The organism is Kitasatospora griseola (assembly GCF_044999035.1).
Lineage (GTDB): Bacteria > Actinomycetota > Actinomycetes > Streptomycetales > Streptomycetaceae > Kitasatospora > Kitasatospora griseola.
In genome coordinates, this window is the sequence record NZ_CP173360.1 from 1,887,686 (window position 1) to 1,910,560 (window position 22,875).

Consider the following 22,875-nt stretch of genomic DNA (forward strand, 5'->3'; position numbering starts at 1 on the left):
AGAGCGCCCGTGCAGATCGCCAAGTGGGTCGTCCAGGAACACCTCGAAGGGGTGCCGGACGTCGAGCGGATGTACCGGAAGGTGGTCGAGGACGTCGACGTCGACCTCGCGGACGACGAGATGCTGTTCCGCACCCGGTACCTCTCGCTCGACCCCTACCTGCACGGCATCACCCTGGACACCCCGCTCGGCGACCTGATGGGCGGCGACGCCGTGATGGAGGTGCTGGCGGCCGGGCCGCGCGCCCGGTTCACGGTGGGCGACCTGGTCCAGGGCTACGGCGGCTGGTGCACCCACCTGGTCGGCACCGGCGCGGAACGGCCGTGGCAGACCGGGACCTTCCCGATGGTCTTCCCGGCGTTCCGCCGCCTCGACCCCGCGCACTACGACGACGCCCTGCCGGTCAGCACCGCCCTGGGCATCCTGGGCGGCTCCGGCATGACCGCCTGGGGCACGATGACCAAGTTCATGGCCGTCGAACCGGACCACACCGTCCTGGTGAGCGGCGCGACCGGCTCCGTCGGCTCGCTGTTCGGACAGCTCGCCGCCCGGGCCGGCGCCCGGGTGATCGGCACCACCGGCTCCGAGCAGAAGGCCGACTACCTCGCCGACCTGGGCATCGAACCCGTCGTCTACCGGCACGGCGACGACCCCGAGCGGATCGGCGAGCTGCTGCGCAAGGCCGCGCCCGGCGGCATCGACCGGTACCTCGACAACCTGGGCGGCGCCGTCACCGACGCGGCGTTCACCATGCTGAACGTCCACAGCCGGGTCGCGGTCTGCTGGCAGTGGGCCACCCAGGTCGGCAACGACCACACCGGGCTCCGCCTGCTGCCGTACATCCTGTTCCCGCGCACCACCATCCGCGGCATCTTCGCGCCCGAGTGGTTCACCGAACCCAACTGGGCCGCGCTCCGCGCCGAGGTCGGCGCCCTGGTCCGCAGCGGCGGGATCCGCTACCGGCAGACCGTCCACCACGGCTTCGACGCCATCCCCACCGCCTACCGGAGCCTGTACGGCGACGGCCGCGCCACCAACCGCGGCAAGGTCGTCGTCGAACTCTGAACCGGGCGACCGCAGCGCCACCGCGACCCACAGGAGGAACCGTGCGACCGTCCCGGAAGTTCGGACAGGTCACCACCCAGGGCCCGACCCCGAGCGACGCCGCGCTGCCGCCGGCCCTGCCCTACCCGGACGGCTGGGCGGCGCTCGCCTTCACCGCCGAACTGGCCCGCGGCACCGTGCTGACCCGACGACTCGCCGGCCAGGACGTCGTGCTGTACCGGCAGCGCGACGGCCGCGTCCGGGCCGTCCGCCCCTACTGTCCGCACCTGGGCGCCCACCTCGGCCTGGCGAAGGTGGCCGGCAACGACCTGGTCTGCCCCTTCCACCGCTTCGCGTTCGGCCCGGACGGCGGCTGCGTGCGCACCGGCTACGGCACCCCGCCGCCGCCCAAGGCCGCCCTGACCCACCTTCCGGTGCGCGAGGTCAACGACGCCGTCTTCGTCTGGCGCCACCACGACGGCCGGGAACCCGACTGGGAGATCCCCGCCTGGCACGTCCTCGGCAACCTGCCCGCCAGGCACGCCACTTGGGAGATGGCCGGCTACGCCCAGGACGTCATGGAGAACTCCGTGGATGTCGGGCACTTCCAGACCCTGCACGGCTGGTCCCGCGGCGAACTCGCCGCCCCCGTCGCGTTCGGCGACGTGACCTTCCACGTCTCGATGCGGGTGCAGGAGGAGTTCCCGCTGATCGGCCGCCGCCAGGTCGACGTCGAGGTCGACGGCTACGGCCTGAGCTGCCTGCACACCGACATCCACACGCCGGCGCTCGGCCTGGAGATGTGCTCCCTGGTGATGGCCACCCAGACCGCGCCCGGCCGGATGCAGTTCCGGCAGGCCAGCCGCTTCCTGGTGACCGAACCGTCCGTCCTGCCACCGGCGTTGGCCCGCACCGTCAGCCGTTCGCTGACCCGGCTGCTGGCCGGCCCGATGTTCAGGTTCAGCTGCGAGTTCACCGCCGCGGACTTCCCGATCTGGTCCACCAAGCAGTATCTTTCCCGCCCGCGGCTCGCCGCCGGCGACGGCCCGATCGGCCCGTTCCGGCGCTGGTCCCGGCAGTTCTACCCGCCCGACCGCACCAACGGCCGACTCCCGCAGCCGACCGTCCCGCTCGTCCCCGTCACTCCCGAGGAAGGCCCCGACCATGGCCAGACCACCCGAACCGGGCACACCCGCCCCTGAGTTCACCCTGCCCGGAGTCCAGTTCGACGGAGACACCGCCCACCGCCGCGAGTACCGCCTCGCCGACGCCAAGGGCAGCCCGCTCGTGCTGGCCTTCTACCCGGGCGACGACACCCTGGTCTGCACCCGCCAGCTCTGCTCCTACAACTCCGACCTCGCCCGCTTCACCGACCTCGGCGCGGCCGTCTGGTGCATCAGCGGCCAGGACCTCGACAGCCACGAACGCTTCGCCCGCAAGCGCGAGTTGAACCTCCCCCTGCTGACCGACACCGGCGAGGCCCTGGCCAGGTCCTGGGGCATCACCGCCCCGGGCATCGGCGTGCGCCGCTCGGTCTTCGTCCTCGACGCCGCCGGCATCGTCCGCTGGCGCCACATCGCGCTGGCCGGCCTGACCTTCCGCAGCACCGACACCCTGATCGAGCAGCTGGCCGCGCTGTCCTCCGGCGACGCCGAGGCGACGCCCGCGGGCTGACGCGGCGTCGGAACACGGGTGCGCCTCCGCCGATCGGCGGAGGCGCACTCGTGACGGCCGCCTACCGGACGACGACCACCGGGCAGCTCGCGTGCTGGACGCAGTGCTGGCTGACGGAGCCGAGCAGGGCCTTGGCGAAGCCGTGGTGGCCGCGGTTGCCGAGCACCAGGAGCTCGGCGCCTTCGGCGGCCTCCAGGAGGATCTGGGCGGCGTTGCCGGACTCGACCCGTTCGCGGATCTCCACGCCGTGCTCCGCGGCCTCCCGGGCGACGGTCTCGGCGAGGGTCTTCGCGGCGGACGCGGCGATGTCCGCGTCGACGACGGGGACGCTCCAGCCGAACGCGGCCGGGTACTCCCAGGTGGTGATCGCCTCGACGGTGGCGCCGACCGCGGCCGCCTGGCGGGCCGCCCACCGCAGGGCCGCCCGGGAGGACGCCGATCCGTCGACGCCCACCACGATCCGTCGCTGTGCCGTCCTGTCCATGGTGTTTCCTTTCGGGTCTGTGGGGAGGAACCGGGGCGCGTTCAGGCGCGCAGGTCGAAGACCAGGCGGGCGGCGACCTTGCCGCTCAGCACCTCGTCGAAGCAGCCGTTCACCTCGTCCAGCCGACGGGTCTCGCGGATCACCCGGGTGCGGCCGAGGGAGTGCAGCCGGAACACCTCGGCCAGGTCCTCGCGGGTGCCGACGATCGAGCCGATCACCGAGGTGCCGTTCAACACCGTGTCGAACACCGGCAGTTCGAGCGTCCCGTCGGCCGGGAGAGCCACCAGGACGAGCGTGCCGCCGCGGCGCAGCGAGCCGTACGCGGCACGGAACGAGTCGTTGCTGACGGCGAGGGCGATCGCCGCGTGGGCGCCGCCGAGCGCCTGGACCTCGGCGGCGACGTCCTGGAACCGGGCGTCCAGGACGTGGTCGGCGCCGAGTTCGCGGGCCAGGGCCAGCTTCTCGTCGGTGACGTCGACGGCGATGGTCTCGGCGCCGAAGATCCGGGCGTACTGCAGGGCGAGGTGGCCGAGGCCGCCGATGCCGGAGATCAGCACCCGGGTGCCGGGGCGGGCGCCGGAGACCTTGAGCGCCTTGTAGGTGGTGACGCCGGCGCAGGTCAGCGGGGCGGCGTCCAGCGGGTCGACGCCGTCGGGGACGGGCACCACGTAGTCGCCGTGGGCGAGCGCGTACTCGGCGTAGGCGCCGTCCACCGAGTAGCCGCTGTTGTGCTGGGCCTGGCAGAGCGTCTCCCGGCCGGCCACGCAGTGGTCGCAGCGGCCGCAGGCGTCGGCGAGCCAGGCGATGGCGACCCGCTCGCCGATCCGCACGTGCCGCACCTCTTCGCCGATCGCCTCCACGATGCCGACGCCTTCGTGGCCGGGGACGAACGGCAGACCGGGCTTCACCGGCCAGTCGCCGCGGGCGGCGTGGATGTCGGTGTGGCACAGCCCGCAGGCCTCCAGCCGGACCAGGACCTGCCGCGAGTCCGGGGTCGGGACGGGACGGTCCTCGACGGCGAGCGGTTCGGTGAACGCGTGGACGACGGCGGCCTTCATGATGTCCTGCCCTTCTGACCGTGGCGGAGCGGCCCCGGTGTGCACCGGCTGCCGCGCTGTCTCCATCCCACCTCGCCGACCCGGCCGTCCGCTGGGGCCGGGCGGTGCACCGCTTCGAGGCCGAAGGTCCCCGGACCGACGACGATGGTCTCCGTGCGACCGATCCGCCCGGGCCGAGGCAGCTGGAGACCCCCGGCGACCAGGGGGCAACTGCCGAGTGACAGCCCGGACTTCGACTGGATAAGGTGTGCCGCTTCGAGGACACGGCGGGTCGGGGAGAGACGCCGTGCAGTGAGGAGGATCAGGAACGGTGGGGGATTTTCAGGACCGGCCCGCGATGCCCGGGTACGGCCCGGCAGCCATGGGCAGACCGGCCGGGGCGCCGGTCGGGTTCATCTTCGTGGTGGTGCTGTTCGCGGTGCTCGGCGCCCTGGTCGACGCGCTGTTCTCGTTCGGAATGCTGTTCGCCACGGACAGCTGCGGCACCGGGAGTCCGGACGGCTCGGCGGCGGTGTGCAACCCGGCCGTGTGGGCGCTCACCGTCGCCCTTCCGTGGGCCGGCCTGCTGGCGGCCGTGGTGCTCGCCTCCGTGGGCGCCGTCCGGGCCCGGCGTCGCGGGCGCTCGCCCTGGCGCGCGCTGCCCGTCGCCGTGGCGGTCTACCTGCTGGCCTGCGGCGTCGCCTACCTGGTGGTCTTCGGTCCCTGACCGACTACGGTGCTGCGTAGGCGCGTTCCAGGGTGAGCAGGTGATCCGCGTGGGCCGCCACCAGGGGCAGGTCGTGGCTGACCAGGAGGACGGCGAGGCCCCGGGCGGCGCGCAGGTCGCGGAGGAGGTCCATGATGCCGTCGGCGGTGCCGGCGTCGAGGGCCGAGGTGATCTCGTCGCACAGCAGGACGTCGGGTTCGGCGGCCAGCGCCCGGGCGACGGACACCCGCTGGCGCTGGCCGCCGGAGAGCTCGTGGGGGCGGCGTCCGGCGTGGTCGGGGGTGAGGCCGACGGCGGTGAGCAGCTCGGCGACCCGGGCCTCGCACTCGTCGGCGGGGCGGGCGAAGTGCAGCTTCAGCGGCCTGGCGAGGGTGGCGCCGACGGTGTGGGCGGGGTTGAGCGCGCCGAGCGGGTTCTGCGGGACGAGTTGGATGCGGCGGCGCTGGTCGCGGGTGCGCCGACGGTAGGAGGCGGCCAGGGGTTCGCCGTCGAGGGTGATGCGGCCGGCGTCGGGGCGGTGCAGGCCGGCCAGGGTGCGCAGCAGCGTGGTCTTGCCGCAGCCCGAGGGGCCGGTGATCCCGGTCAACGTGCCGGGACGGAGCGAGAGTTCGAGGCCGGTGAGGACCTGACGGCGGGTCCGGCCGGCGCCCACCCGGGCGTCGAGCGCCGTCACTTCGACGACCGGCGCGGCCTCGACGGAGCTGCGGACCGGCGCGGGCTTCGCGCGACGAGGGCCGACGACGGCGGGCCGCAGCACCGACGTCTCGTCGGCGCAGCGGGCGACGAACTCGGTGTCGTGGCTGCTGAGCGCGACGGCGATGCGGTCGCGGTCGGCCAGCTCGCGCAGCAGGTCGGCGATCTCGTCGCGCAGGGCGGCGTCCAGTCCGGCGGTGGGTTCGTCGAGGAGCAGGATCGCGGGCCGGCGGGCGAGGGCGCGGGCCAGCGCGACGCGGCGCTGCTGTCCGCCGGACAGGCTCCCGGGGCGGCGGTGTTCGAGGCCCTCGTCGGTAGGGAGCCGGACGGCCCGCAGCAGCTCCGGCACGGAGACTCGGCGGGGCTGCGGGGCGGTCTCGGCGACGAGCCCGGCGACCCGCATGCGGGGGTTGAGTCCGGAGCCGGGGTCCTGGCCGAGGAAGGCGAGGCGGTGGCGGCGCAGTCGGCGCAGTTCCTCGGGCGGGAGGGCGAGGATGTCGTGACCGAGAACGGTCAGACTCCCCGCCGCACGGTGCGCGCCCGGGGGGAGGGCGCCGACGAGGGCGCGCAGCAGGGTGGTCTTGCCGGCGCCGGAGGGGCCGGTGACGGCGGTGATCCGGCCGGGGCGGAGGGTGAGTTCGGCGTCCACGAGCAGCGGGGTGTCCCCGAGGGCGACGGACAGGCCGGCGGCGCGGGCGGCGGGTTCGGTGGTGCTCACAGCGGGGTCTCCGGGGTGGGCCGGGCGGGGGCGAGCGCCTCGGCGGCGAGGTTGACGCCGATGGCGAGCAGGCCGATGGCGAGGCAGGGCGCGCCGACGGCCCACGGGTTGAGGGTGATTCCGGCGGCGTTCTCCCGGATCATCAACGCCCAGTCCGCTTCGGGAGGTCGGGGGCCGAGTTGGAGGAACGCGGCGACCGAGACCAGGTAGACGCCTTCGACGAAGCGCAGACCGAACAGCGCGAGCAGGGTGGCGCGCAGGTTGGGGAGGACCTGGTGGAACGTCAGGTGCCAGAGCGTCTCGCCGCCGGCGGCCGCGGCTTCGACGAAGCCGGTGGCGGCGACGGGGGCGGCCGCGGCGGCGACGATCCGGACCGCGTAGGGGATCCCGAGCAGGGTGGCGGCGACCGCGACGGCGAGCTGGCCGCCGCCGGGCCAGGACAGGGCGACGAGCATGACGGCGAGCACGGGCGGCAGCAGGATCGTCAGGTCCGCGGCACGTTCGATCCACCGGCCGAGGGCCGGGCGCAGCACCGCGACGATGCCGACGGCGGTGGCGGCCGCGGTGACGGCCAGCGCGATGGCCAGGGCGGTGGCGATCAGGGGTGCGCCGCCGGTCAGCAGGCGGCTGAGGACGTCCCGGCCGAGCTGGTCGCCGCCGAGCGGTGCGCCGTCGCCCGCTCCGGCGTACGGGAAGGTGACGGGGGTGTCGATCGGGTGCGGGGCGAGCAGCGGCCCGGCTAGCGCGAGGGCGACCAGGACGAGCGCGGGGGCCGAACGGAGCAGCACCCGCCGGGTGGTGGGCGCGGGGGCGGTCATCGTCGCTCTTCTCCGAGAGTGGTGGTGCGGACGAGGTCGGCGAGAAGCAGGAGCGCGCTGACGGCGGCGCCGGCGGCGGCCACCACTCCGGCGACCAGCGGCGTGTCGCGGTCGGTGATCGCCCCGGCCAGGACGGCGCCGATGCCCGGGTAGTTGAAGAGGGTCTCGACGACGACGGCGCCGCCCAGCAGCATCCCGGCGGAGGTGGCGATGCCGACGGCGACGGCAGGCAGCGCGCCGGGCAGCAGGTGGCGGGCGAGGACGCGCCGGCGGGGCAGGCCGTCGAGGACGGCGGCCCGGACGTGCGGCAGGGCCGCCTGGTCGGCGAGCGCGCCGCGGACGATCCGGGTGTTCCAGCCGACCTGGGGGACCGTCAGGGCCAGCAGCGGCAGCACGATCATGGTCCAGCTCTCGGGTCTGCCGTCCGGCCCGGTGAGGGTGACGGCGGGCAGCCAGCCGGTCCACCGGGACAGCAGCAGGAGCAGCGCGACGGAGACCACGAACTCCGGCAGCGCGAACGCCGCGGTGGACAGGGCGTCGACGCCCCGGTCGACGCGGCCGCCGGGGCGCAGCGCGGCCCAGCCGCCGAAGGCGAGCGCGCCGGCGGTGCTCAGGACCAGGGCGAGGCCGCCGAGCAGCAGGGTGTTGGGGAACGGCCCGGCGAGCACGTCGGCGACGGGCCGGCCGTGCGCGGTGGTCCCCAGGTCGCCGGTGGGCAGGCCGGTCATCCAGTCCCGGAAGCGTTCGGCGACCGGGCGGTCGAGGCCCATGGCGGCGCGCCGGGCGGCGAGGTCGGCGGCGCCGACGCCCCGGTCGGAGCTCGCGCCGGCGGCGTCGCCGGGCAGCAGCTCGACGGCGGCGAACACGACCGCCAGCAGGACGACCAGCATCAGTACGCGCCGGGCGGCCTGTCGGGCGACCCGGCCCGCGCCGGGGAGGACGCGGGCCGGGAGACCGGACGCCCGGGGCGCGGTCAACGCGCCAGCCAGGTCTTTTCGAGCTGGACCCGGCCGTAGCCGGGCAGCCCGGGCAGGTCGCGGACGGCCGCGCCGGCCAGGTCGATGCCGTCGGCCATGCCCCACAGCAGGTAGCCGGACCCGGCGAACTCGATCTCCTGGAGCCGGTGCAGCAGCTTGTCGCGCTCGGCGGCGTCGGCGGTGCCCATGGCCGTGCGGTAGGTCTCGTCGAAGCTCGGCTCGTTCCACCCGGACTCGTTCTGGCCGGCGTCCGAGAGCATCGTCTTGGAGGCGAAGAACACCACCGAGTCGTTGGTGCCCCAGTAGCTGGTGTAGAGCGTGCCCTTGAGCCAGGTGTCGTCCCAGAAGACCTTGGAGTCCTGCTTCACCACGTTGATCCTCACCCCGGCCTCGCGGACCTGGGTGGCGAACAGCGTCGCGGACTCCGCCAGGCCGGCGATGTCCTCGGTGGTGACCAGGTCGTAGGTCTTCGCGGTGTCGAAGCCGGCGTCGGCGAGCAGCTGCCGGGCCCTGGCCAGGTCCCGGGTGCGCTGCGGGATGTCCTTGGCGAAGGCCGGGTCGCCGGTGCCGAGGATGTCGTTGGCGACGGTGCCGTAGCCGGACAGCACCTGCCTGACCATGGCGTCGCGGTCGACGGCGAGCTTGAGCGCCTCGCGCACCCGCGGGTCGGCGAACGGACCGTCGGCGGTGCGCATCACCACGGGCATCGCCATGTCGTTGGGCCGGCGGACGATCCGGACGTCCTTGCGGGCCTCGGCCGTCCGGGCGGCGACGGCGCCGACGTTGGAGGCGACGTCGATCTGCCCGGCCAGCAGGGCGTTGGCCATCGCCTGCGGGCTCTCGAACAGCCGCACCTCGACGGCGTCCAGCAGGACCTGGCCGCCGTGCCAGTGGTCGTTGCGCACCAGGCGGGCGTTGCCGTCGCGGTACCAGTCGAGCTTGAACGGGCCGGTGCCCGGGGCGCCGGCGACCGCGTCGTCCGCGGTGTCCTTCTTCAGCACGAAGGTGGTCAGCCGGGTCAGCAGCGGCAGGTCGGCGTTGGGGTAGTCGGAGACCAGGACGACCGTCCGGGCGTCCTCCGCCGTGATGCTCTCGGGCCGGATGCCGGGCAGCCGGCTCCGGCCGGCCGGGGTGTTGCGCAGGCGCTTCAGCGACCAGACCACGTCGTCGGCGGTGACCGGGGCGCCGTCGTGGAAGGCGGCGCCGTCGGCCAGGGTGAAGCGCCAGGTCCGCAGGTCCGGCGAGGGCTTCCAGGAGGCGGCCAGGCGGGGGGCGGTGTTGGTGCTCGCCCCCGGTATCGCCAGCGTGTCGTAGATCAGGCTGATGATCAGGTAGTCGCTCTCGTTGGCCTGACTGCCGTGCGGATCCCGGGTGACGGCGGAGGCCTTCCCGAGCGCACCGACCTTCAACGTCCCACCCGGGCGCGGCCGTTGACCGGACTCCCCGGAGGACGCGGCACCCTCGCCGCCGCCGTTGCCGCCACCGCAGGCGGCGAGCACACCGACCGCCCCCGCTCCGGCTCCGGCCCACAGCAGCTGTCGTCTGGTGACGCCCACGTTCGATCCTCGTCTCGGGTCCGCGTTCCACTTGCTGAGGTTTGCCTATCCTAAGTTCTAGGCCTGCCGCAAGCCCGCCGCCCTGTTGCCACCCATCCGACCGACCGCCAACTCCTTTGATCTGCAGACCAGTTGACTGCACCTCAAACAAACTCCATCGCCAACGATCGAATAAGTAAGGGTTGCCTAACCTCGAAGTCGTTGTTACGTTTCGTGCCGTCCGGCGGTTCGAGCCGCCCCGGACCGATGCTCCACGCGCAGCTCCCGCCGCCGTCCCACCTCGGCGCGGTGATGCCACGTGGCTCCGTCCCCCCTCCTGTCCCCGGAAGGTCCCGCCGTGCCCACCTGCCCTGCCCCGGTACGCCGTCTCGACCCCACCGCCGTCGCGGAACTCACGTCCGCCGCCGCCGAGTTGCTGGCCCTTCACGGCTCCGCCACCAGCCCCGGCCTGCTCGCCGACCTGCCCGCGAAGTCGGCCGCGCTCGGCGAACCGCTGCGCCGCCGCCTGCGCCCCGTCGACACCGCCGACGGCCTGTTCGTGCTGCGCGGACTGCGCATCGACGACACCGACCTCGGCCCCACCCCCGGGCACTGGTCGAAGGTCGGCGACGCCGGCGCGCTGTGGGACGTGGCCCTGCTGCTGGTCTCCGCCCTGATGGGCACCCCGATCGCGTGGGAGGGCCAGCAGGACGGCCGGTTCGTGCACAACATCGTCCCGTCGCCCGGCCACGAGAGCGAGCAGACCGGCGCCTCCAGCTCCGTCCTGCTCACCCCGCACACCGAGGACGCCTTCCACCCGGGCCGCGCGCACCTGCTGCTGCTGTGCTGCATGCGCAACCACGACGCCATCGCCACCACCGCGGCCAGCGTCCGCCTCGTCGAGCTGTCCGACGCCGACGTCGACCGGTTGAAGCGGCCGGTCGCGCCGATCCTGCCCGACGACGCCTACGAGCAGGCCCAGCGGTTCGGCGGGCGGCCCGCCCCCGTGCCCACCCTGTTCGAGGCGCCCGACGGCCTGACCATGCGCTACGACCCGGCCTACACCCCGCAGGAGACCGCGGACCCGGCCTGGCGCGCCGCGTACAGGCGGCTCGGTGACGAACTCGCCCGGGTCTCGGTCGCGGTGAGCCTGGAGCCGGGTGACGTCCTGGTCGTCGACAACGACCTGGTCGTCCACGGCCGGGTGCCGTTCCGGGCCCGCTACGACGGCACCGACCGCTGGCTCAAGCGCGCCTCCGTCCGCGTCGAACAGCGCCCCACCCGCCCGGCCGCCGAGGCGGACGAACACGGCTACGGCCAGGCCGCCCTCACCCTCTGAGCCACCTCCTCGAAAGGGCATCCCTCATGGACCGGGACGACACCACCCTGCGGGTCCTGTCCACCAGCGACCTCGCCGGACTGGACATCACCCTCGCCGACGTCCTCGAGACCGTCGAACAGGCCTACCGCACACTGGCCGCCGGACAGTCCGACAACCCGCGCAAGCTCACCGTCAAACCGGCCGACGGCCACTCCGTCGCGTACGCCATGCTCGGCCGCGACGGTGTGCGCAACGTCGTCGCCGTCAAGACCTCGTACAAGCACGGGCTGGACGCCGGCCGTGAACAGCAGCACTACTACACGACGCTGACCCTCTACGACGACGTCACCGGACGGCCGGTCGCCATGCTGGACTGCGCCCGGATCGGCTCCCTGCGCACCCCGGCCGTCTCCGCGCTGCTGGCCCGCGAATGCGCCGCCCCGGGGGCGAGGACGGCGCTGGTGATCGGCACCGGCACCCAGGGACGGCTCGCCCTGCCGTTCCTGCTCACCGCCCTGCCCGGGCTGGAGCGCCTGCTGCTGTCCGGCACCCACCCCGACGGCATCGCCGCCGTCCGGGCCGAACTCGCCCGGCACTTCCCCGACCGGGAGCTCGAACTGGTCACCGATCTGGAGACCGCCGCCCGCGACGCCGACCTGGTCGTCGCGACCGCCGGCGGGCACACCCGGGCCGCCGTCGAGGCCGACTGGCTGAAGCCCGGCGCGGTGGCGATCCTGGTCGGCCACGGCCTCGCGCCCGCCACCCTCCACCGGGCGGACCGCGTGATCGCCACCAGCGCGGCCCAGATGCGCGTCACCGGCACCGACATGGCCGACGCCGACGGCGAACTCCCGCCCGTCGACCTGGAGTTGCCCGCCGTCCTGGCCGGCGACGGCGCCGCCCGGACCGCGCCCGAACAGCGGATCTTCGCCTACAACAGCGGACTCGTGGTCACCGACATCGCCCTCGGCCACCGCTTCGCCCAACTCGCCGCCGACCAGCGGCTCGGCACCGAGGTCGCCCTGTGGCGCTGACCCTGCCCGCCCACCCCGACCCGCTCGCCGAGCGGATCCACCGGAGCGGCCTGCTCCACGAACTCGCCCACGGCCTCGGCGGCCCGTTCCACTACCTGCTGCCCGAGCGGTTCGACGCCAACCTCGCCGCGTTCCGCGCCGCCCTCGCCGACGCCGGCGTCGACGGCCGGATCCACTACGCGAAGAAGGCCAACAAGGCCTCCGTGTTCGTCGACCGGTGCGCCGCGGCCGACATCGGCGTCGACGTGGCGTCCCTCGGCGAGCTGCGCGACGCGCTCGGCCACGGCGTGCGGGGCGAGCACCTGGTCGTCACCGGCCCCGCCAAGTCCGCGCCCCTGCTCCAGGTCGCCGTCCGGCAGGGCGCGTTGATCGCCGTCGACGCCCCCGACGAACTGGAGCACCTGCTCGGCCTCGACGGCGGCCGACCCGCCCGCGTCCTGCTGCGCCGCCACCCGCCGTCCCAGCCGGGCAGCCGGTTCGGGCTGGACGACGGGCAGTTGCACCGGGCACTGGAGCGGTGCGCCGCGGCGGGCGACGCCGTGCGGATGGAGGGCTTCAGCTTCCACCTGTCCGGCTACGCGGTCCGGCCGCGCGCCGACCTGGCCGGGGAGCTCGTCGAACTCTGCCTGCACGCAAGGTCGTTGGGCCTGCCTGCGAACCGGATCAGCATCGGCGGCGGCTTCCCCGTCGACTACGTCGCCGCCGACGCCTGGGACGCCTTCCTCACCGCCCAGCGGCCCGGGCACTACCACGGCGAAAAGTCCTTCGCCGCAAGCGACTTCTACCCGTACCACTCCCCCGTCGCCGGCGCCGACACCCTGCGCGAGATCCTCGCCGCCCGCCCCGGCGGCACCGGGCCCAGTCTCGCCGAGCGGCTCCGGCAGGCCGGCGTGACGCTCCTGCTGGAGCCCGGCCGCGCGCTGCTGGACCGGGCCGGGTCGTCGGTGTTCCCCGTCCAGGGCGTCAAGGACCGCGCCGGGTACGGCATCGTCACGGTGGACGGCACCAGCCTCAGCCTGTCCGAGCAGTGGTTCGCCAGCGAGTACCTGCCGGAGCCGGTCCTGCTCCGGGCGGCCCCCTCGCCCGCCGATCCCGCCGATCCCGCTGGCCTTGCCGATCCCGCCGACCTTGCCGACCGGCCGTACCGGGCGTGCGTGGGCGGGGCCAGCTGTCTGGACTCCGACCTGCTGACCTGGCGCAAGATCGCCTTCCCGGCCCGGCCCCGGGTGGGCGACCTGCTGGTCTACCCCAACACGGCCGGCTACCAGATGGACTCCAACGAGTCCCCCTTCCACGAACTCCCGCTGCCGCCGAAGGTGGTCGTCGACCACTCCGGCGACCGCCCGCGCTGGCGCCTCGACCGCTGACCCCCCGACCCGACGTCCTCACGGAGCCCACACCATGACCGACGCCCTGACCCGCCCGCCGGTGGTCAGCCGGATGTCCGAACTGATCGGCCGCACCCCGCTGTTCGAGCTCGCCCACGCCGACAACGGCGCGCGGCTGCTGCTCAAACTGGAGATGTTCAACCCCACCGGCAGCGCCAAGATCCGGATGGCCCGTCAGATGGTCCTCGACGCCGAGGAGCGCGGCGAGCTGCGCGAGGGCGGCCACATCGTCGAATCCACCTCCGGCAACACCGGCCTGGGCCTGGCCGTGGTCGCCGCCGAGCGCGGCTACCGCTTCACCGCCGTCGTCGACAACCACGCCGCCGTCGACAAACTGCGCGGGATGAAGGCGATGGGCACCGAACTCGTCCACATCGACGCCGGCGCCGACGGCGGGGAACTCCACACCGCGGCCCGCGAGGAACTCGCCGAACAGCTGGCCCGCGGCAAGGACAACACCTTCTTCACCGAACAGCACAACAACCCCAGCAACGCCGTCGGCTACTACGCCGTCGGCCGGGAGATCGCCCAGGCCCTCGACCACCGGGTCGACGTGCTGATCGGCGCGGTCGGCACCGGCGGCGGGCTCTGCGGCACCGCCCGCGAGCTGAGGAAGTCCGTGCCCGGCGTCGCCGTCGTCGGCGTCGAACCGAAGGGCTCGATCGCCTTCGGGCCGCCCGCCCATGACTACTACCAGTCCGGCACCGGCACCCCCGAGGGCGCCACCATCGGCCTGCTGGTCGACTACGACCTCATCGACGAGGGCGTGAAGGTCGGCGACGTCGAGGCCTTCGCGACCGCCCGCGTCGTCGCCCGCCGCACCGGACTGCTCATCGGCGGCTCCGCCGGGGGCGTCGTCCACGAGGCGCTCAAGCGCCTGCCGACGCTCGCGCCGGACGCCGTCATGGTCGCCTTCGTCAACGACGGCGGCGAGAAGTACCTGGACACCGTCTTCGACGACGACTGGATGAACGCCCGGGCGCTGCTCGACCCGGCCGTGGAGGCCGACATCGACGAGACCCTCGGCAAGCTCCGCAGGTCCTGACTTCCTGACTACCTGACTTCCGAGAAACGTGACACCCACGATGCAGCCAGCCACCCTGGTCCGCGACAGCCGCGCACTCGCCGCCCTCGCCGTCCCGCTCGCCCTCACCCAACTCGCCCAGGTCGCCCTCACCACCACCGACACCGTCATGATGGGCGTCCTCGGCACCGAAGCACTGGCCGCCGGCGGCCTCGCACTGGTCGTCTTCAACCAGCTGCGGACCATGGGCGTCGGCCTGGTCACCTCCGTCGGGAACCAGGTCGCGGCGGCCGCTGCCCGGGCCGAACGGGCCGACGAGTCAACAGAGTTGCCGGACGGGGACGGTGTCCGGGCGTTGGTGCGGGCGGCGATGGCGGTCGCCACCCTCGCCGGGCTGGCCGGCGCCGTCCTGATGGTCCTGATCGGCCAGGCCGCGACGCTGCTCGGCCAGGACGCCGCCGTCGCCCACCGCGCCCAAGGCATGCTCGCCGCGCTGGCACCTGGCCTGCTGCCCTGCCTCTGGTTCCAGGCGATCCGCCAGTTCACCGTCGGCATGCGCCGCCCGCAGGCCCTGCTGCGGATCACCCTCGCCTCGGTCGCCGTCAACGCGGGCCTCAACTGGGCACTGATAAACGGAATTTGGGGCCTGCCGAAGCTCGGACTCACCGGCATCGGCATCGCCACCAGCACCGTCCACCTGCTCACCTTCCTCGCGCTGTACGGCTCCGCCCGCCGCGACCCGCAACTGGCACCGCTGCTGCGCCTCGACTTCTGGCGCGCCGACCCGGCCACCGTCCGCCGCCTGCTCCGTCTGGGCGCCCCGATCGCCGCTACCTACGGCTCCGAAGCCGGATTCTTCTCCGTCACCGCCCTGCTCGCCGGCAGCTTCGGCGCCGCCGCACTCGCCGCCCACACCGCCGTCAACCAGCTGATCTACCTCGTCTTCCAGGTCGCCGTCGGCCTCTCCCACGCGGCCTCCATCAACGTCAGCCGGGAACTCGCCCTCGGAGACTTCGCCGCCGCCCGCCGGATCAGGAACACCGCCCTCGCCTGCGGCGCCGTCGTCACCACCCTGGTCGGCCTGGCCTACCTCGCCGTCCCCGAGCTCGTCCTGCGGCCCTACTTCGACCCCGGCTCGCCGTCCGACCAGCAGGCCCTGAAGATCGCCACCGGCCTGCTCGCCGTCGTCGCCGTCCTCCAATTCTTCGACTGCGCCCAGAACATCGGCGTCGGCCTGCTGCGCGGCCTCGACGACACCCGCAGCGGCTTCCGCCTCACCCTGGTCGGCTACTGGCTGGTCGGCCTTCCCGCCGCCTGGCTCTTCGCGTTCCCCCTCGGCGGCGCCACCCACGGCCTCTGGCTCGGCCTGCTCACCGGGCTCGCCACCACCGCCGTCCTGCTGCTGCGCCGCTACGGACGCGCCCTCACCGCGAGAGCCGCCGCCTGAGCCTTCCCCCTCCCCCCTGCCCGCGGGCCGGGGTCCGGTGACCGACCGGCCCGGGTCCCCCTCACCCCGGCTCCGCGGCAGCAGCAGAGCGGTGACAGAGGTGCGGAAGCCGGGCCGGGCGGCATAGGCGAGGCACAGCTGCTCGGCCGCCAGTTTGGTCACCCCGTACGGCGAGGCCGGCCGCGGCGGTTGGTCCTCGCGGTACGGGGGCGTACGCCGTCGCCGTACACGCTGGAGGACGAGGCGACGACCAGGCGTCGCACCCCGGCCGAGCAGTACGCCTCGGTGGTTCGCTGGGTGGCGAGGACGTTGTTCCGGGCGTAGTCGGCGAAACGCTCGCCCCAGGAGTCGCGCACGCCCGGGACGGCCGCCAGGTGGAACATCGTGTCGACGCCGGTGAGCAGCGACCGCACCGCGGTCTCGGCGAGGTCTGCCTCGACGAAGGAAAAGGCCTCATGGGCCAGACAGTTGGCGAGATTGTCCCGGGCACGGTCGACGGTATGCGCAATTCACGCATTCGGGTTGATTCCCACCATCTCACTTGACGCTGTGCGGAGTTGCACCCCCTTCCGACGCGACTGGTCCGAATTCAGTAGCGGGCGATGGCTGCGCCGAGCGATGTTCGGGAAGCCGCCCCGGCCGTATCACCGCACGGCAGACCCGTCCTGACCGTCCTTCATCCGCCTCTGCGGTCGGTGGCCGCGAAGGGTGACTCAGTAGACGGCTGCTGCGCCGGTGGCGTTGCCGGCGGGTCGGCGGGGTAGGGCTTCTCCGGACGGTACGGCTCGGGCCGGAGGGTGTGTCCGGCGTTCCGCGGGCCCAGGAGTGGGGGGTGTGGCGTCCTTGTCAGGAGATGTTGTCGTCGTCACCGGCGCTGCCAGTGGCATCGGGCGGGCGGCGGCGTTACGGCTGGCCCGGGCGGGCTGGGCGGTCGCGGCGGTGGACGTGGATGCGGCCGGTCTGGATGGGCTGGCCGCCGAAGCGTCCGGGGTGCGTCCGTTCGTCTGCGATGTCACCGACGGGGAGGCGGTCGCCGCCTTCGCGCTCGAAGTGGCACGGGAGTTGGGACCGCCGCGCCGGCTGCTGCACAGCGCCGGCGTCGGCGTGATGGGGCCGCTGCTCGATCAGGATCCGGCGGACACCCTGCGGGTGATGGACATCGTGTACGGCGGGACGCTGCGCATGGTGCACGCGCTGGTGCCGTTGATGGCGGCCCGGGGCGGCGGCGAGGTGGTGCTGTTGGGCTCGATCGGCGGATGGGTGCCGGTGCCGATGGGCGGCGGGTACGGCGCGGCGAAGGCTGCGGTGCACTTCCTGGCCGAGATCGTCACGGCCGAGCACCGGGCCGACGGCATCCGCGTCCTGTGCGTCTGCCCGCCGGCGGTGGAGACGCCGATGCTGGACCGGATCCGCATCGACTCTCCTCAACTCCTCGGCCCCCGCCCGGGTTTGAGCATCGAAGCAGTACTGGACTCGATGGACCGGGCACTGACCCGCGGCCGACCGTGGGCCTTCCCCGGACGTGGCACCCGGGCCCTGTGGACGGCCCGGCGGCTGGCGCCCAGGACGCTCAGCGGAATCATCGCCCGGAAGCTGGTCGGCAAGTAGCGCGCCACCCGCGGCCACCGGCATCGCCTCGCCTCGGGACCGCACGGTGGTCGGCGCATCGGCGCGCGCAGTTCGGCCACGGGCCGGTGTCCGGGTCCCCGCCTGCTGCCGAGGCGGGGACCCCCGTTGCCCGGTGCGGGCGTTCGGTCAGGCGTGAAGGTGCGTGAGGACGGCGGACAGCGCGCGCTGCACGGCCTCGCGGGTCTCGTCCGTGGGGTCGTGCACGTCGAATCCGTGCAACGCGTGCGGCACGTCCACGAGCTCCAGCGCCGCGCCGCACTCGTCCGCCGCCGCCACGAACGCGGCGACCGTCGCGGCGATGTCCGGCGCTTCGAGTCCCACCCGGGTCAGCACGATCGGCAGTCGGCCGGCCTTCGGCAGCACCGCGGCCGGGGCGAAGCGCGGGTCGACACCGACCCAGCCTGCCAGCGGCGCCAGCACCGGGTAGTTGGCGGCGACACAGCGCAGCCAGGGCTGGGGAGCGGCCAGGTGGTCGGAGAGCAGCAGGCCGCCGCCGGAGAAGACCCACAGCGCGATCCGGTCCGCGTCGACGCGCGGGTCCGCCCGCAGCACCCGCAGCGCCTCCGCGACGTCGGCCGCGGCCGTCGGGTAGTCGGACGTCGCGTGGAGCCGGTGGGCGACGACCGCGCCGACCACGCCCCGGCTCGCCGCGAGCCGCGCGTGGCCGACGTAGAGCGGCCAGTCCCGCAGGTCGGGCACCAGGTCGCGCGGCAGCGGACCGCCGTGCACGAAGAGGATCGCCGGGCGGGGGCCGCCGTCGTCGGCCGGGTCCGGCAGGTGCAGGTCCAGACGTCCGGTGCGTTCCCGTGCCGCCACCGGCACGTCGAGCAGGAACGGACGCTCCTGGAACGGCGTGTTGTTCGCCGGAGTGAGCCGGTGGCCCTCTCCGGCGGCGGCGCGCAACAGTGTCGCGGCCAGCTCGTCGGGGCAGGAGAGCATCGGCCAGTGGCCCGTCGCCAGTTCGAAGAAGCCCACGCCCGGCTCGGCGAGGGCCTGGAACTGCGGCATGCCCGACGTCACCAGCTGCTGCACGGCCTCGATGGTGAGCCCGCTCGCCGTGCACAGGACGCCGCTGGTCGGCACGCTCCTGAGCGCACCGGTCAGCCGTAGCGGCTCGGTCAGCGTCCGCCCCGGCTGCGGCGCGGCGAGCGACGACAGCTGCTCCAGATCGGCCGGCGACAGGCCGGTCGTGTTGCCCCACCGCTGCCACTGGTCGGGCGCGGGCGCCGGCACGGTCGCGTCCGGCCGCTCGCGCAGGAGGGTGTGCACGTCCGTGTCGGGCACCAGCGCGAGGGGCAGGTCGCCGTCCTGCGGCAGCCCGGAGTCCAGGTAGACGATCCGGGTGACCCGCTCCACGCGGCGCTGCGCCGCGCCGAGCACGGGGTGGATGGCGTAGTCGTGCCCGACGAGCACCACCGTCGGCGCGGTGACCGCGTCGATCAGCCGCACCACGTCGGCGATGTGGGTCTCCAACTCCACCTCGCCCTCGTCCACCCCGCCTGCGGGCGCCGCACCGCCGCCCGTGCCGGTCAGCGTCGCGGCGTGCACCTCGGCGCCCGCCTCGCGCAGTTTCTCGCCCACCCGGTCCCACAGCAGCCCGCCGGTGAACGGGCCGGAGGCCAGGATGAACGCGGTCCGAATCTCTTGATCGCTTCGCATGCGGGTACGGTAGGAACTCCCCCAACGGGAGGTTCAAGTGGTGCTGCCGCACGACCTGCTGAGCATCGGTGAGCTCGCCGAGCGCGCCCGGGTGAGCGTGAAGGCAGTGCGTTTCTACTCGGATCAGGGCCTGCTGCCCGAGGCCGGTCGCAGCGGCGGCGGACACCGCCGTTACGCCCCGCAGGCGCTGGAGCGGCTGCGGCTGATCCGCTCGCTGCGTGCGCTGGACGTGCCGCTGCCGGAGGTCGCCCGGGTCGTCGCCGAGGAGACGGCCGAGGACGGGGCCGGTGAGGGCTTCGACGAGGGTCTTGAGGCCGTCGTGGCCCGGCAGTTGGACAGCCTGGGTGCCGAGATCGCCGCGCTGCGCTGGCGGGAGGCGGCGCTGCGGCTGCTGCACGAGGCCGCGCCCGTGGAGCGCGCCGAGCTCCTGCGTCTGGTCGGCGCGCTCGGCACACCTCCCAGTACGGAGACCCTGGTCCGCTACTGGCGCGGGCTGCTGCCGGTGAGGCTCCCCGCTCGGCTGGTGGCCGCCATCGTGGAGGCGGCGGTGCCGTCGCTGCCGGAGCAGCCCTCACCGGCACACGTGTTGGCCTTCGCCCGGCTGCACGAACTGACCGCGGCCGTGAACAACGCGTGCCTGGCGGATCACCGCCCCTCGCCGCCACGGCCGGACATGCTCTACGACGGCCTGCGCGAGGCCTACGACCTGGCTACGCCCGCCCTGCTCGCCGGTCGCGACCCCGCCGCGGGCGAGGCCCTGGACTGCTTCGTCGCCGCCCACGCCCGGGCGCACGACCGCCACGACACCCCCGACTACCGCCGCGAACTCGGCCGCGACCTCGCGGTGGGCGACCACCCCGCCATGCGCCGCTACTGGGCGCTCGCAGGCGAGTTGACCCCGGCCCCGACTCTCGGCGCCGCGAACACCTGGCTCAGCTCCGCGCTCGCCGCACAACTCGCGACGAACTGACGGCGCAGCGTCCGCAGGTCGCTCCGTAGGAGGTCCGCGGTGGTTCGTGTCATCGGGTGCCGGGCTGTCAGGGGGCGGTCGAGCGGGTGATCGCGGTGAGGGCGTGCTGGAGGGTGGCGTCGCTCGCTGGCCGGTCCCGCCAGCGGGCGCCGATGTGGCCGTCGGGTCGGACGAGTAGTGCTCCGTGCGGCCGGAGGCCGCAGAGGTCGGCGTGCTCAAGGGGAAGGGCCTCGATGTGCAGCGGCCATGGTGCGGCGCTCTGTTGCTGCCAGTGAGTCGGGTCCGGGGTGAGCAGGGTGAACCACTCGCCGAGGGTGTCGAGGGTGGAGCGGTCGCGGGAGAGCCGGAGGTGCGGCAGCCGACGGCCCGGCTCTGCGGTGGGGACGTAGTCCGTGCCCGAGTCGGACGGCTCGGGCGGGGTGCTGCCGTCGGTGAGGACGGCGTCGGAGCGGTAGGTGACGCCGAGCACTAGACCGAGTTGGGCGAAGTACTGCTCCGACCACGGGAGTTCGGCCTCTGCCGGTGCTGCTTCGCCGGTTCGCAGCTGCTCGCGGCGCCGGTTCTGCACTTGGAGCAGCAGTCGGGTGTTGGCCACGGCCTGGTCGAGGGTCTGCTGGGCGACGGGCTGTCGCTCCGTCTCGTAGGTTTCCAGCAGGCTCGGTTCGGCCCACCCCTGGAGGACGCCCGCCAGTTTCCAGCACAGGTTGTGCACATCGGCGACGCCGGCGTTCATGCCCAGACCGCCGATGATGGGCACCGCGTGCGCGGCGTCGCCGGCCAGCAGGATCCGGCCGTGCCGGAGGCGTTCGGCGACGAACCCGTTCATCACCCAGTGCTGAACCCGCAGCACGTCGACCGGTACGTCGGAGTCGGCGCCGAGGGCGCGCGAGACGAGGCCGGGCCAGTCGGCCCGAGCGGCGTCTTCGGGTGTGGGGACGAACCAGGCCCAGCCGCCCTCGGGGTAGAGCGGGAGGAACGTTCCGTGCGCGGTGAAGTAGACCCCGGCGGGCCGGCGGGCGCACCAGCGGTCGAGGTCGGCGTCGAACACGACGGTGGTGAAGCCCCCGATCGCTCCGGGGCCGGTGGTGTCGATTCCCAGCCGTTGCCGCACCGTGCTGCCCGCGCCGTCGGCGGCGACGACATGGCGGGCACGGACGCGAACCTTCTCACCGCGCCGGTGGTCGACGAGCAGGGCCACGACGCCCTCGGCCTCCTCGACCAGGTCGACGAGCTCGACCCCGAACCGCATCGGCGCGTCCGCTGCGGCGAGAAGCGTGGGTTCCAACCGGTCCTGCGAGGTGACCACGCCGACTACGGGGCTCTCCGGGACCGGCGCATTGACCCCGACCATCGCCGCGGTGGCGAAGTCGCGGTCGCGCAGGGTGTCGCGGAAGCGGACGCGGCCGTATTCCGGTGCGAATGCGCCGGCCGTGATCTCGGCGGCAAGCCCGAGCTGGCGAAAGATCTCCATCGAGCGCACGTTGACCAGTCGGGACCGGGGAAACGGTGACAGCTTGCGGTGCTTCTCGACCAGCAGCGCCCGCACACCCCAGCGCTCCAGCAGCGCCCGGGCGGTGAGCCCGACCGGCCCGCCACCGACGATCAATACGTCCGCCCCGGCGTCGGCTACGGGCATGTCGAACTCCTCCTGCTCACCCCGGGCCCGTCGGGGCACTCGGCGACGGTGACAGGCAGGCGGGCGGCAACTCGGCCGCGCCGGTGGCGTAGCCACGCTCGACGTCGACCTGAACCATCCTCAGGTCATTCATCCGCGCCCTGCGGCCGACCGCAATGTCCGCACGTCGAATGCGCGGGAATCCGTGCTCGCAGAGTCACGGCACCTACCACCGTACCCGGCCCTTGCCCGGACGACGAGCACACCGCTCCGGTGCAGCCGACCCGCCGTGGGACGACGCCTCGACCGACGTTGTCCGACCTCGCGCAGCTGCCCTCCTCGACCGCCGCCGACGACCATGAAACGCTCGATTCGCGCGCCGAAACAATCGATTCGATCGTCCAGACCGTTGATTCGAGCGTCGGGATCGGGCATCGTGTCCTGCACAGCGCTCCGGGCTGCTGTTCCGCGTGTTCCGCAGTGAAGGGGTTCTGCCACATGGACGAGATCGATCGGGCCATCCTGCGGGAGCTTCAGGTGGACGGGCGGATCCCGTATGCCGAGTTGGGGCCGAAGGTCGGGCTGTCGCCGTCGGCTGCGCGGCAGCGGGTGCAGCGGCTGGTCGATGCCAAGGCGGTGCAGGTGGTGGGGGTGACCGACCCGATGACCATGGGGCGTCAGACGATGGCGCTACTGGGGTTGCGGGTGGACGGCGATCCCCGGGCGGTGGCGGACGCGCTGTCGCGGCACGACGAGGTCGTGTACGCGGTGCTGACCGCCGGCAGCTTCGACCTGTTCGTCGAGGTGGTGTGCGACCGGCCGAACGACCTGCTGGACTTCGTCAACGACGCGGTGCGCACCGTCGAGGGCGTGGTGTCGGTGGAGAACTTCCCGTACTTCGCGATCCACACCCACCGCTTCCTGTGGCACACGTGAGGCCGGTGTGAGGCACACGTGAACCGGGCGTCCGCCCCGTACCCAGATCCGCACCACGCCGAGGACTCCGCCATGCCCCACTCCGAGCACCGCACCGTCGACTTCTTCGCCGAGGACGCGCTCCCCGTCCCGCTCGTCACCCCGG

The 22,875-nt window shown here is 73.6% G+C and carries 21 protein-coding genes; 12 read left to right on the plus strand and 9 right to left on the minus strand.

Annotation, left to right across the window (positions count from 1 at the left end):
• Positions 1–9: 9 nt before the first annotated feature.
• Genes ACI1MP_RS08685 through ACI1MP_RS08695 form a run of 3 tightly spaced genes read left to right on the plus strand, consistent with a single transcriptional unit; the run spans position 10 to position 2,718 of the window.
• Entirely contained in the window at positions 10–1,065 is a 1,056-nt protein-coding gene (locus ACI1MP_RS08685) for an MDR family NADP-dependent oxidoreductase (RefSeq protein ID WP_404868251.1), read from the plus strand.
• 41 nt (positions 1,066–1,106) lie between these two features.
• Positions 1,107–2,246 carry a Rieske 2Fe-2S domain-containing protein gene (locus ACI1MP_RS08690; RefSeq protein ID WP_380336178.1) on the plus strand — a complete coding sequence of 380 codons (1,140 nt, stop codon included), beginning with the start codon at positions 1,107–1,109 and terminating at the stop codon, positions 2,244–2,246.
• Entirely contained in the window at positions 2,209–2,718 is a 510-nt protein-coding gene (locus ACI1MP_RS08695; protein WP_380336175.1) for a peroxiredoxin, read from the plus strand. Before ACI1MP_RS08690 ends, ACI1MP_RS08695 begins: the two co-directional genes overlap by 38 nt.
• Before the next feature lie 61 nt (positions 2,719–2,779).
• Here the strand turns inward: ACI1MP_RS08695 and ACI1MP_RS08700 are convergent, their stop codons facing one another.
• Both ACI1MP_RS08700 and adhP read right to left on the minus strand, forming a co-directional pair.
• Complete coding sequence (locus ACI1MP_RS08700) at positions 2,780–3,202, minus strand: universal stress protein (RefSeq protein WP_380336172.1); 423 nt, start codon at positions 3,200–3,202, stop codon at positions 2,780–2,782.
• Positions 3,203–3,243: 41 nt separating this feature from the next.
• The gene (gene adhP / locus ACI1MP_RS08705; protein WP_404868252.1) at positions 3,244–4,260 is read right to left on the minus strand and encodes an alcohol dehydrogenase AdhP; all 1,017 of its coding nucleotides are present in this window, start codon (positions 4,258–4,260) and stop codon (positions 3,244–3,246) included.
• Between the two features lie 310 nt (positions 4,261–4,570).
• Here adhP and ACI1MP_RS08710 point away from each other — a divergent pair, with 310 nt between their 5' ends.
• Entirely contained in the window at positions 4,571–4,966 is a 396-nt protein-coding gene (locus tag ACI1MP_RS08710; protein WP_380336166.1) for a hypothetical protein, read from the plus strand.
• 4 nt (positions 4,967–4,970) lie between these two features.
• Here ACI1MP_RS08710 and ACI1MP_RS08715 read toward each other — a convergent pair whose 3' ends face one another.
• Genes ACI1MP_RS08715 through ACI1MP_RS08730 form a run of 4 tightly spaced genes read right to left on the minus strand, consistent with a single transcriptional unit; the run spans position 4,971 to position 9,728 of the window.
• Positions 4,971–6,377: an ABC transporter ATP-binding protein gene (locus tag ACI1MP_RS08715; RefSeq protein ID WP_380336163.1), complete on the minus strand. Its 1,407-nt coding sequence runs from the start codon at positions 6,375–6,377 to the stop codon at positions 4,971–4,973.
• Complete coding sequence (locus ACI1MP_RS08720; protein WP_404868253.1) at positions 6,374–7,195, minus strand: ABC transporter permease subunit; 822 nt, start codon at positions 7,193–7,195, stop codon at positions 6,374–6,376. Before ACI1MP_RS08720 ends, ACI1MP_RS08715 begins: the two co-directional genes overlap by 4 nt.
• Complete coding sequence (locus ACI1MP_RS08725; protein WP_404868254.1) at positions 7,192–8,172, minus strand: ABC transporter permease; 981 nt, start codon at positions 8,170–8,172, stop codon at positions 7,192–7,194. Before ACI1MP_RS08725 ends, ACI1MP_RS08720 begins: the two co-directional genes overlap by 4 nt.
• Positions 8,169–9,728 carry an ABC transporter substrate-binding protein gene (locus ACI1MP_RS08730; protein ID WP_380336155.1) on the minus strand — a complete coding sequence of 520 codons (1,560 nt, stop codon included), beginning with the start codon at positions 9,726–9,728 and terminating at the stop codon, positions 8,169–8,171. The genes ACI1MP_RS08725 and ACI1MP_RS08730 overlap by 4 nt, the downstream gene beginning before the upstream one ends.
• A gap of 337 nt (positions 9,729–10,065) precedes the next feature.
• Between ACI1MP_RS08730 and ACI1MP_RS08735 the strand changes: the two genes are divergently transcribed.
• The 5 genes from ACI1MP_RS08735 to ACI1MP_RS08755 are packed head-to-tail and all read left to right on the plus strand — an operon-like array spanning position 10,066 to position 15,921.
• A complete protein-coding gene (locus ACI1MP_RS08735; protein WP_380336152.1) occupies positions 10,066–11,046 on the plus strand; it encodes a TauD/TfdA family dioxygenase in 981 nt (326 codons plus the stop codon).
• 26 nt (positions 11,047–11,072) lie between these two features.
• Entirely contained in the window at positions 11,073–12,062 is a 990-nt protein-coding gene (locus ACI1MP_RS08740) for an ornithine cyclodeaminase family protein (RefSeq protein ID WP_380336149.1), read from the plus strand.
• A complete protein-coding gene (locus tag ACI1MP_RS08745) occupies positions 12,053–13,429 on the plus strand; it encodes a Y4yA family PLP-dependent enzyme (protein WP_380336146.1) in 1,377 nt (458 codons plus the stop codon). The genes ACI1MP_RS08740 and ACI1MP_RS08745 overlap by 10 nt, the downstream gene beginning before the upstream one ends.
• 34 nt (positions 13,430–13,463) lie before the next feature.
• A complete protein-coding gene (locus ACI1MP_RS08750) occupies positions 13,464–14,495 on the plus strand; it encodes a cysteine synthase family protein (protein ID WP_380336143.1) in 1,032 nt (343 codons plus the stop codon).
• Positions 14,496–14,535: 40 nt separating this feature from the next.
• Entirely contained in the window at positions 14,536–15,921 is a 1,386-nt protein-coding gene (locus tag ACI1MP_RS08755; protein WP_404868255.1) for an MATE family efflux transporter, read from the plus strand.
• A gap of 158 nt (positions 15,922–16,079) precedes the next feature.
• Here the strand turns inward: ACI1MP_RS08755 and ACI1MP_RS08760 are convergent, their stop codons facing one another.
• Positions 16,080–16,430, minus strand: coding sequence for an NAD-dependent epimerase/dehydratase family protein (locus ACI1MP_RS08760; RefSeq protein ID WP_404870780.1), 351 nt, complete (start codon positions 16,428–16,430; stop codon positions 16,080–16,082).
• 334 nt (positions 16,431–16,764) lie between these two features.
• Here ACI1MP_RS08760 and ACI1MP_RS08765 point away from each other — a divergent pair, with 334 nt between their 5' ends.
• Positions 16,765–17,529 (plus strand): SDR family NAD(P)-dependent oxidoreductase, encoded by a 765-nt coding sequence (locus ACI1MP_RS08765; protein WP_404868256.1) that lies wholly within the window; start codon positions 16,765–16,767, stop codon positions 17,527–17,529.
• A gap of 147 nt (positions 17,530–17,676) precedes the next feature.
• Here the strand turns inward: ACI1MP_RS08765 and ACI1MP_RS08770 are convergent, their stop codons facing one another.
• Positions 17,677–19,209 (minus strand): alpha/beta hydrolase, encoded by a 1,533-nt coding sequence (locus ACI1MP_RS08770; protein ID WP_404868257.1) that lies wholly within the window; start codon positions 19,207–19,209, stop codon positions 17,677–17,679.
• 37 nt (positions 19,210–19,246) lie between these two features.
• On the opposite strand from ACI1MP_RS08770, the gene ACI1MP_RS08775 reads away from it, so the two are divergent.
• Complete coding sequence (locus ACI1MP_RS08775; RefSeq protein WP_380336132.1) at positions 19,247–20,179, plus strand: MerR family transcriptional regulator; 933 nt, start codon at positions 19,247–19,249, stop codon at positions 20,177–20,179.
• 67 nt (positions 20,180–20,246) lie between these two features.
• Here the strand turns inward: ACI1MP_RS08775 and ACI1MP_RS08780 are convergent, their stop codons facing one another.
• Positions 20,247–21,815 (minus strand): FAD-dependent monooxygenase, encoded by a 1,569-nt coding sequence (locus tag ACI1MP_RS08780; protein WP_380336129.1) that lies wholly within the window; start codon positions 21,813–21,815, stop codon positions 20,247–20,249.
• 477 nt (positions 21,816–22,292) lie between these two features.
• Here ACI1MP_RS08780 and ACI1MP_RS08785 point away from each other — a divergent pair, with 477 nt between their 5' ends.
• The gene (locus tag ACI1MP_RS08785; RefSeq protein ID WP_100586187.1) at positions 22,293–22,730 is read left to right on the plus strand and encodes an Lrp/AsnC family transcriptional regulator; all 438 of its coding nucleotides are present in this window, start codon (positions 22,293–22,295) and stop codon (positions 22,728–22,730) included.
• Positions 22,731–22,875 lie beyond the last annotated feature (145 nt).